Raw genomic sequence first — 299 nt, 5'->3', positions numbered from 1 at the left:
CCGTTTCCATCTAAAGGTAGTACAATTGGTCCTTACCCTAATGGTATAAGATTAGAAGGTTCCCCAATGCCAGAATGGTACTACTTTGACAAAAATGGAGTGCTACAAGAGTTTGTTGGTTGGGAAGCATTAGAGGTTAAAACTAAAGACAGCGTTGGAAGAAAGCATGGGGAAAAACGTACAAATCTGGAAGATAAAGAAGAGAAGAGTTTTTACACGAACTATTACTTTAATCAAGATCATTCTTTAAAGACAGGTTGGCTTTATGACCAGTCTAACTGGTATTATCTAGCTAAAAC

The 299-nt window shown here is 37.1% G+C and carries 1 pseudogene; it reads left to right on the top strand.

The features are described 5' to 3' along the window. A pseudogene (gene cbpJ / locus EII37_RS10975) lies at window positions 1-299 on the top strand (choline-binding protein CbpJ); the annotation flags it as partial.

The sequence above is a fragment of the Streptococcus sp. OH4692_COT-348 genome (assembly GCF_003859975.1).
Lineage (GTDB): Bacteria > Bacillota > Bacilli > Lactobacillales > Streptococcaceae > Streptococcus.
This window is presented reverse-complemented; position numbering and strand designations above follow the sequence as displayed.